At 63.3% G+C, this 8,492-nt stretch carries 10 protein-coding genes; 6 read left to right on the forward strand and 4 right to left on the reverse strand.

What is annotated here, in order from left to right; translation table 11 throughout:
• The first annotated feature begins 9 nt into the window (after window positions 1-9).
• From L8G49_RS19850 to L8G49_RS19860, 3 genes are all read left to right on the forward strand, one after another.
• Window positions 10-969 (forward strand): DUF2493 domain-containing protein, encoded by a 960-nt coding sequence (locus L8G49_RS19850; RefSeq protein ID WP_242187647.1) that lies wholly within the window; start codon window positions 10-12, stop codon window positions 967-969.
• Between the two features lie 189 nt (window positions 970-1,158).
• Window positions 1,159-1,320 (forward strand): hypothetical protein, encoded by a 162-nt coding sequence (locus L8G49_RS19855; protein WP_242187624.1) that lies wholly within the window; start codon window positions 1,159-1,161, stop codon window positions 1,318-1,320.
• A gap of 814 nt (window positions 1,321-2,134) precedes the next feature.
• Window positions 2,135-2,545 carry a single-stranded DNA-binding protein gene (locus tag L8G49_RS19860; RefSeq protein WP_242187625.1) on the forward strand — a complete coding sequence of 137 codons (411 nt, stop codon included), beginning with the start codon at window positions 2,135-2,137 and terminating at the stop codon, window positions 2,543-2,545.
• A 94-nt stretch (window positions 2,546-2,639) separates the two neighbouring features.
• On the opposite strand, the gene L8G49_RS19865 is transcribed toward L8G49_RS19860, so the two are convergent.
• Window positions 2,640-2,891, reverse strand: coding sequence for a response regulator (locus L8G49_RS19865; protein WP_242187627.1), 252 nt, complete (start codon window positions 2,889-2,891; stop codon window positions 2,640-2,642).
• Window positions 2,892-3,603: 712 nt separating this feature from the next.
• Here L8G49_RS19865 and L8G49_RS19870 point away from each other — a divergent pair.
• Window positions 3,604-3,768, forward strand: coding sequence for a hypothetical protein (locus L8G49_RS19870; RefSeq protein ID WP_189677868.1), 165 nt, complete (start codon window positions 3,604-3,606; stop codon window positions 3,766-3,768).
• A gap of 193 nt (window positions 3,769-3,961) precedes the next feature.
• Here L8G49_RS19870 and L8G49_RS19875 read toward each other — a convergent pair whose 3' ends face one another.
• Window positions 3,962-4,288, reverse strand: a complete 327-nt coding sequence (locus tag L8G49_RS19875; protein ID WP_242187629.1) for a hypothetical protein — start codon at window positions 4,286-4,288, stop codon at window positions 3,962-3,964.
• A gap of 247 nt (window positions 4,289-4,535) precedes the next feature.
• On the opposite strand from L8G49_RS19875, the gene L8G49_RS19880 reads away from it, so the two are divergent.
• Window positions 4,536-4,928 carry a DUF3768 domain-containing protein gene (locus L8G49_RS19880; protein WP_242187639.1) on the forward strand — a complete coding sequence of 131 codons (393 nt, stop codon included), beginning with the start codon at window positions 4,536-4,538 and terminating at the stop codon, window positions 4,926-4,928.
• Between the two features lie 1,410 nt (window positions 4,929-6,338).
• On the forward strand, window positions 6,339-7,025 hold the full coding sequence (locus L8G49_RS19885) for a ParA family protein (RefSeq protein ID WP_242187640.1): 687 nt from the start codon (window positions 6,339-6,341) through the stop codon (window positions 7,023-7,025).
• A gap of 786 nt (window positions 7,026-7,811) precedes the next feature.
• On the opposite strand, the gene L8G49_RS19890 is transcribed toward L8G49_RS19885, so the two are convergent.
• On the reverse strand, window positions 7,812-8,198 hold the full coding sequence (locus L8G49_RS19890; RefSeq protein WP_242187641.1) for a VOC family protein: 387 nt from the start codon (window positions 8,196-8,198) through the stop codon (window positions 7,812-7,814).
• 82 nt (window positions 8,199-8,280) lie between these two features.
• Window positions 8,281-8,492, reverse strand: a 212-nt coding sequence (locus tag L8G49_RS19895) for a hypothetical protein (protein WP_242187642.1), incomplete at its 5' end; no start/stop codon positions are given.

Below are 8,492 nucleotides of genomic sequence, written 5' to 3' on the forward strand. Positions count from 1 at the left end.
CTTGACCCCATGACCACTTCCCTCGCTGCCGCACTCTCCGCCCTGGAGCTTGGACACCTCGAACCCCGCGCCGAAGAGGTTTCGGGCATGTGCCCGCCCTCGACCGAGGCACTGGAGCAGACTACCACCGCCATCTGGAGCGACCTGTTCGCAATCCTCCAGAACACGTCGCTCGAGCGCGACATCGAGGAGATGGGCTGGGGCCTGGTCAACCTCTTCCACCGGGCCGCGGCGAAGAAGCACGCGACCATCGACCGTCTCACCGATGAGATCAGGCTCCTCCTGGCCGAGCAGGACGGTTCGGAGATCAACACCGCCAACCTCGAGGACAAGATCGACCTTGCCAAGAAGATCGAGGAAGGCGCCACCTGCTACGAGCACATGCGCGACACCGCAGCGGCACACTACATCCGCGAGACCGGCCGGTCCTGGATCCCGTCGACCGGCAACCGCATTTCGCTCGGGGTAACGTCGGCAATCGTTGACGGACGCGCCTTCCTTCAGGCTCGCCGCGAGCGGGTCCGCGACGCCAACACGGCTCAGGGCACGCCCGTAGTGTTTGCCGGGGGACGGCTGACCTTCCGGACCGACGAGGACATGAAGGCGTTTGGCGACAATCTGCTGCGCACCCTCAATGCGGTTCGGGAGCGCGTCGGCGACATGTATCTCGTCCATGGCGGCGACATGAAGGGGATCGAGCGCATCGCGGCGTCGTGGGCGGAGCAAAACGGCATCCAGCAAGTCCGCTTCGGTCTCGATCGCAAGCTGGGTGATCGTGCCGGCTTCCGTCGCAACGAGCAGATGCTCTCGCTGAAGCCCCGCTACGTCATCGCCTTCCAGGGTAACGGCGTGACCGAGCGTCTGGTCATCGACGCCAAGAAGGCCGGCATCCGCGTGGTCGATCGTCGCGGTCCGCTGGGGACCCCGCCCGCAGCACAGAACGCTCAGCGCGACCGAGAGGTCGCCTGAGCTTCGGCGAGGCCGCTGGCAAAGCCAGCGGCCTCGCCCTTTGCCGCCTCCCCGCAGATTCCACTCACTTCCACCCCATCTGGGAGCAAACCGAGGCCTCGCCCAACCCGTAACAGACGGCTGCGTATTGCGGTCGCTTCGCGTTTCGCGTTTCGCGCTTCGTCTGACGGCGATACCTGCCACGTCGTCATGACGGACAATCGCAGCGCTCCTCGCGCGAGCGGCAAGAGGCTTTTCGTCACCGTCACCGTCGCCGGCTCCGGCCCCCGCCTGCATGACGACGACGCGGATCGCGCTGTCGAGGTCATGATCGGTCGTGCAGGCTTCCCAGGGCGAACAGCCGAGCGGTGATGACTGGTTCCTAAGGGCAAGCTCGCAAAGGTTCGGGGCCAATAGTGTCGCGACCAGCGCGCTATTCCGCTTCGCTTCACCGAGCCCCTTAGCCGGTCTTGGCCCATTCGGGTAACGATCGACTGACGGGGGCTTACCGCGCCCGCATCGCGATTCCGACGCGGAGCGGTTCCGTGGGGCGAGGCCGGAGTCTGCCCCTCGCCGTGTGCCTTTCGGTCGGGCGGCATGCCGCCTCACCACGTTGATCTCTCCTCCGGCTTCGCCGCGTTGTGCCAGGTGGGATGCACTGCCGGCAGGCACGTCAGCCGCGCTTGGTTCCTGCAGTCCGGGCGGGACGCTGCGCAGCACGAACCTTCCATCGTCATCTCGACACGCACGACGTCCGCGCGCGCCGTGACGGCGAAAGGCGGCACAAAGGTCGACGCGGCAACCATCATCCTTCACGACAGCCACTGGAGCAGGGTGCGAGCACCAGCGAGGAAGGGTATCAAGCCGCCCCGGATAGCGGGATCGAGGCATAGTGGCACTGCCGACGAGCAACGCGACAAGGGCGTCCTGTTTCCCGGTTCTATGTCCGCTGCCCGCCGGGCGGTCCATCCCCTCTCTTTCCTGAACGACCTAATCCGGCCGTCCACCCCCTCCAACCCGCGATCGTTCGGGCCGAGTTGCCGTGTGCCACGGCTGCCCGCACCACCCCTTCGATCGGGGTTTCCCTGCGCGTCTTCGCGCTTCCGGTGGAGAGGGCGTCCTGGCCGTCTTTTTTGGTGTTCAGTCGAGGGGACGGACCCCCCGGCGAGCAAAAAGGAACCTCGAAATGCAGAACCTCGTCATCCTCGCCGGCAACGTCGGCGCCACGCCTGAAGTCCGCACCACCCAGGGCGGCACCAAGATCACCAACTTCTCCCTCGCCACCTCGCGCCCCAAGCGCGACCAGGACGGCAAGACCATGAAGGATGGCGAAGGTCGCCGGGTCGAGGACACCGAATGGCACCGGATCACCTGCTTCAACGGCGTCGGCAAGACCGTCGCGCAGTATGTCGAGAAGGGCCAGAAGGTCATGGTCCGGGGCCGCATCCACTACACCCGCTGGACCGACGATCAGAACATCGAGCGCTACGGTGTCGAGATTATCGCCGACGAAGTGACCTTCCTCTCCTACGGCAAAAACCGCCAGGAGCGCCAAGGCGCCACGCAGGACGATGAGGCCGATGACGTCCCCTTCTGAGGGAGGCAGTACGGGCCCGGAGCTGACGCTCCGGGCCTCTTCTCGCGTTCACCGGCAATCAGGACCGCAGGGTCACAAGTTCACGAAGACACAACTAAACCGCGTGCTTGAGCTGCTCGAGCTGCTCGAGCTGCTTGTTGTCCGGCAGCGTCTCTGTGAGACGTTTCTGGAGCATACGATCGTCGAAAGGCTTGGCGATGCACGTCGCTTTGTCGGGCATGTCCCCCGGACATGGCGTCACGTTGCCGCTTGCGATCACGATCTCGATCCAGGGCCAATGCTCGGCAACGTAATGGGTAAGCGCGAACCCGTCGCTGTCGCCCGGCATCGCCACGTCTGAGAACAAGAGCGTAGCACCGTCGGTATGATCGCCCAGGAGGTCTTGGCCTCTTCACCCGTTCCCGCTTCGTGAAAGCGAAAACCCGCTTCCTCCGGAATGTCGCACGCATGCCTGAGAATGAGCGGATCGTCGTCGACTACCAATGTATCGGGGACGGTAGGGATCGCCATTCAGTCTAAAGCCTTATCATGAAGCCGGGTAGCCTGTGTTGGTGTCCCGAGACGAGTTGGCGTCTCCCGGCGAAGCCGGGACCGTCGCTCTATTCCGCTTCGCTCCACCGAGCCCGCAGCCGGTCTCGGCCCGTTCGGGTTACGATCGACTGACGGACGCACAGCGCGGAAACGTCTTTCCGGAAAGCGGCACCTTTCTTCCATCCTGGCCCGGCGGGGGCTGCACCGCCGAGCAGCGCACTGCGCCCGTCGACATTGGAGCGCAGAGAGGGGGCACGGACTGGGCATGTGTCCACCGCGCCTGCGAGGGGGCGCGTTACCGGCAAACCAACGCTGAGCACGACGTTCCCGGCAGGCGGGCTTCACCCCGCTCTTGAGGCGCAATCCTTGGGCCGGCTCAGGGCCTTGTACGATCAACCCGCAAGGGGTCCGGGCGCTTCGCTACGGCTTTTTTCCGTGCCGGAAAAAAGTGATCGCGGCCCTTCCCCGTCCTGTCGGGCGCCTGTCGAGCGGGGATGAACCCCGCCGGCTTCACAGGAGCCTCGGACATGTTCAACGATATCTGGATCGCCCGCAAAAACGCCATGGGCCTCGCAAGAACCTTGATGGTGGCAACCATGGTCATCGCCGTCGGCACGGGATATGCCGTCATCACCGCTGAAGATCACGACAACTCGCTCACGATCGTCAACGAGTACGACCCTTACGCCTGAGCCTCCCGGGGGGCTTAGGCCCCCCTCCCCTCTCCGCTCGTCAACCGTGAAGGCGCCGGAGCGGGCATCGAGCCCGCCCCGGCCCTGCTGCGCAAGCATCGTTAGGGCACCGGTATGCGAGGCATCTGCTTCTTTTACGCACGTCATTGGTGCGGATCCAAAGTCAGACCCTACCGCTTCCAGGCGCGGGCAATCAGCTCCATGCCGTCCGGACAGGCGGCAGTTCTTCGAACACCTTCATCAGTCGCGGGTCGCGCAGTAGCGTTACCCAGTCGCGGCCATAGGTTCGCGACGCCAGATAGAAGGTAGACCCTTCGCACTCGACCATCCGGCAGCGCTCCAGCTTGTCGACCAGCGAATAATCGGAGCCGTGGCGTGCCACGATGTCTTCCAGTTCGGCCCGCATCAGAGTCCCGCATTTGCAGCAGCGAGTCCGGACCAACGCCTTCATCCGGAGCATATCGCCAGCGCTGTTCATCCAGCGGGGCCACAGGGCAACGATGTTGGCAGCCGTTTCCATGATCGCACGATACGCCGCGATCGGCGTGGTCGTCCAGCATCAGCCTCGGCGTGAAGTCTCCCCGTGTCGACGATCCGCGCGGCATTTCGGGCTCGTACGTCCTGGCCGGGGCGCTCCCCCGCGCAAGCCAGCCAGCGGGCTTCTCCACTCCGTTTCGACCCTATGGGTGCGCGAGCGACCTATGCCCCGGCCGTCCTGTCGCCTGTCGAAAAGCCCCGATCGTCGGGGTCAATGGCAGGAGACCATCATGGCCGAGCAAACGCCCCAATCGAACCACGCCAAGGGTGGCGCAGCGGAGATCGCCCGCCTCAACGACTGGCTGCGCGAGCATCTCACCGCCCCGGGCAACAACCGTGTCGCGATGACCAGCGGGATCGCAGACCTGATCGGCGACGTCACTCTTTTCCGAAATTTCCGAAAGCGGGCGGAGCTGCTCCGTGCCGTTCGCGACTTTGATGCCTTCGACGACGCAATCGACCCCTACGGCGAGCACGACCTGGGCCGGTTCCTGTTCGAGGGCACCGATTGCTACTGGAAGATCGACTACTACAATCACGATGTGACCGCAGGTTCGGAGGATCCAGCGGATCCCTTCAAGACCACGCGCATCCTCACGATCATGCGCGTCGACGAACGATGACGCACCGCCCCGGCGCGATAGCGCCGGGGCTCTCGTTCTGCCGAAAGGATCGGATCACGAATGTCGAGGCCCCCCTCCCCACTCAACGCTCCGCGATGAGCACAGCCGAGCGCGCTCGACGGAAACGCGAGATCGACTTCGCTGGTGGCGTCCATCATGACGTTCTCTTGTAAGATCGAGGCATCAACGCCCGCGACTTGCCGCAAAAATTTGATTGAGACCAGCTGACGCTCGCTATCCGGACATCGACGGTTGTCCGGGAAGGGTGACTGGTGCGTGTGGGAGGCAAGACCGTCGCGTGGGTCGGCGCCTCCCCTGCCCTACAAACGTCGGAAGGGCTCTGTCGTCGACTCTGTCCATCGTGACGACCGGGCGGAGCCAGCGTCAAGGATGCGCGGTTCCCCCAATTTTGACGCGGCCTTCGCTTCGCTTCGACCACGACAAAATCGGCACCCCCACGCCCCGCTTGCGCGGCCGCTGCGCGGTCCTGTGACCCTGACCCCACCCGATCGTCAGTCGGCATCCGTCTCAACGAACAGACGGAGGTTCACATGCACGTCCAAACCGCACGCACCCAGGCATGGCTCGCTGAACTTGCAAGCATCCAAGCGGAGATCGCAGCACACGGGATGCCCGAGCGGGCACCCCTCCCCGCAGTAAAGCGGACCCGCAAGCTCAAGCCGCTCTGGGAGGAATGAACATCGTCCGGGCGGCCTCGGCCGCCCGATTAGAGGATCGGGTCTTCGTTTTGAGCGCCGTTATATCCGGTGTGGTGCAGGTCGTGTCGAACGAGATCGGGCCGTGGGTACTTCACGATCGATTTCGCCATTTTGCGCTTTGGCGAACGCCGATCGCGTTTGTCGCGTTTGTCGCGTTCGGCGTCTCAATCTCTTGTCGATTTGTGGCTTGGCACTGCGGATTCATCAATTGCTTTGGCGACACGCGACCTGAGGGGAATTGTTCCTTTGTCTTGTAGCTGCTTGGTAGCAACGAGCTAGCGACATTGTAGCGACCTGATCGTCGGTTGCGTTCGGGTAGCAACCCGGTAGCTATGACGTAGCATGTTCATACACGGTTGGTGGCCTTGCCTCTCGCGCCTTTACAGCCACGTCTCGACGGTATCGCAAGGGTGCGTATTGCTGTTTGGTAGCAAGCAGCAACCAGCTACCAACCAAATCGCTAGCACGTCGCCTTCAAGCCGCAACATCGTCGCTTCTAGGCTGCAATAGGCTCGCGAGCGGCTTGCTACCAGCTCGCGGTCTAGTTGCGAGCAAATCGCAATCTTACCGCAAGCCGCTCGCTGTCTGATTGCGTCAAAGTCGCTAGACGCTAGCTGCTAGGTTGCGATATAGCAGCTCCATGAACGCTGGCCGCTACATGGTAGCAACCTGGCCGCAACGGGAGAGCAGCATGCCAGTCATCAGCTTCGTGTCGCCGAAAGGCGGGGTGGGCAAGACCACCGCGACATTGTTGCTCGCCGGAGAGTTGGCGGAGGCGGGGGGTACCGTACGCCTGATCGATGCCGACCCGAACCTTCCGCTGGTCGACTGGGGCCAGTTACCGGGACGACCGGATGCGATAACTGTCGTCGGGTGCCGCGACGAAAACGCGATCATCGATGAAATCGAGAGGGGCGCGTCGGAGGCGCGCTTCACACTCGTTGACCTCGAAGGCGCGGCGACCGCGACCGTCACGTTCGCAATCGCGCAAAGCGATCTGGTGATCATTCCTTGCAAGGGGTCGCATCTGGATGCCACCCAGGCTGCTCGCGCTATCAAGCTCGTCAAGCAGACGGCGCGCGGCACCAGGACCGAGATCGATTATGCGATCCTGTTCAGCCAAATCCCGCCGGCGCTGCGCTCGAACAATCAGAAGGACATCGCGGAGCAGTTCAACGATGCTGAGATTCCAGTCCTTCCGGTCATGATCTACAATCGCGAGGCCTATCGCGCGATGTTCGCCGCTGGTGGAACGCTTCGCACCATCAACGACAAAGGCGTCGGTAACATGAAGGCAGCGCTCGAGAACGCCGAGGCCTATGCGGCAGCGGTGATCGTAAGGCTGCGTAAGGCGCGTGCCGTGAAGGAGGCAGCATGACCCGGTCCCGGCTCGATCTCTCGGAGTTCGATGATACGCCCCCGAACAAGGATCCAGCCAAGCTACGCGAGATAAGCGACGGGGCGGGCTTTCCGTCGCGTCCGGCTGTCCCAGCTGTAGCTGCCCCGCCTGTCGCGGCGCCCGTGCCTCAAGACCGTCCCCAAGCCGGGACATTCCAACGGCCGCCACGCGTAACCGGCAATCGCAATATCGCGATCAACGTGAGGGTAGATCCCGAGACCGCTGCGAGACTCTATGCTCTTCGTGACGCGGACCCGGCACGCAAACGCGTGCTCGCCGACGTCGTCGCTGATGCGGCGCTTTTGCTTTACGAACGCGAGATCGATGGCGCTAGTCAATAGGTAGGGCAGGGGCCTTGCATGGCCGTCCGCGCGGCGACGCAACGCAATCCTGGTTGACCGCCCGCGCGCCGCAGAATCTCGTTAAAGGCGGTCGCACGATCGAATGGATAGGGCGTGATACCCCGCTTGGCAGAACCGAGACGGCGCCCGAAACACCATACGAGCGGCGCCCGCGTGCAGCGGCGCACGGGAGAGCCCCGGCCGCCAACACTGCGCAATCTATGGTCGGCCTGCAGGGGAGGGGGGCAGACTGATCTGGCGCCGTCAATATGCTTTCGGATATCCTGTTCGGCCGCGCTGAAGCGAGCACCGGCCGTCAGCCTCCGTCGGCGCAACACCCAGACAGGCCGTGGCTGCCAAGATTGGGGACCGCCGCGTTCGATCCCAGCCAATGCCCTTACCGCCTAGAATGGCGTATCGAGGGTCATCCTTTGCCCACGCTAGGTTCGATCAAATCCCATCGGTTTCCGTAGAGGTCTTCGAAGACCGCCACCGTGCCATATGGTTCATGGCGAGCCGCTTCGACAAAACGGAGGTCCCGCTGCGTGTAAGCGAGGTAGTCACGGGCAAAGTCGTCTGTTTCGAGAAACAGGGACACGCGACCGCCGCTTTGATCGCCGATCGCCTCACGTTGCCGGTCGCCAACAGCTCGCGTTAGTAACAGTCCGTTCGCCGCACCATGCGGCGCGACCACCACCCACCGCTTGTCATCAGTCAGCATGGTATCTTCACGCGGTTCGAAGCCAAGCTTCTGAGCGAAGACGGAGAGCGCGGCGTCATATTCGTCGACAAGGAGAGCGGTCAGAATCAAGGGTTGAGGCTTCCGATGAGGCTGCCTTAATCTGGATGCTAGGCCAACGCCGGCTTCTCGTCTGGATGGTGGATCGGGAAGCCTAGCCAAGCGACGCAAGCTGGCTTGCCACCGCTTTGCCGCCGTGTTTCGAAATAGCCGTCGCGATTGCCCGGGCATCCGCTTTGTCGATTGCTGCAATTTTAACCCGCTCGAGCGCTGCGGTAAGAACCGGACGACCAGCGTCTCGAGCCGTCTGCTCCGCCGCCTTTGCCTGTTCGTCCAGATGAGCAAGTTCCGCTTTTAGAGCTTCCC

It is taken from the genome of Sphingomonas sp. CARO-RG-8B-R24-01 (assembly GCF_022662295.1).
In the GTDB taxonomy this organism is placed as follows: domain Bacteria; phylum Pseudomonadota; class Alphaproteobacteria; order Sphingomonadales; family Sphingomonadaceae; genus Sphingomonas.